The 264-nt window shown below is 40.9% G+C and carries 1 protein-coding gene; it reads right to left on the bottom strand.

Annotated elements, in window-relative coordinates:
* Positions 1-156 (bottom strand): transposase (locus tag L8D11_RS06100; protein ID WP_369127286.1); only part of this gene is annotated, 156 nt, incomplete at its 3' end.
* Positions 157-264 lie beyond the last annotated feature (108 nt).

Here is a 264-nt window from a genome sequence, read left to right as displayed (position 1 = left end):
AATCCTATGGTCATGGCGATTTTCTATAATGTTTTTTAGTTCATTTACTTCAGAAAGATTTGCAGGAGTAACATGAACATGCTCTATATAGCCATCTTCCTGATCTACAAGAATAAAGCCTTTGTATACAAAATAGCTTTTTTGTGCGCCGTGCATGATGTAAGAGTAGAGGGTTCAAGTCCCTCATGGGCTGATATAGAGCTGTCCATTAGCTGAGGCAAGGTTAACTTCGTGAGGAGTTGGCGGAAGGAAGCTGACGGCAAA

Source organism: Candidatus Bandiella numerosa, assembly GCF_021811875.1.
GTDB classification, from domain to species: Bacteria; Pseudomonadota; Alphaproteobacteria; order Rickettsiales; family Midichloriaceae; genus Aquirickettsia; species Aquirickettsia numerosa_A.
This window is presented reverse-complemented; position numbering and strand designations above follow the sequence as displayed.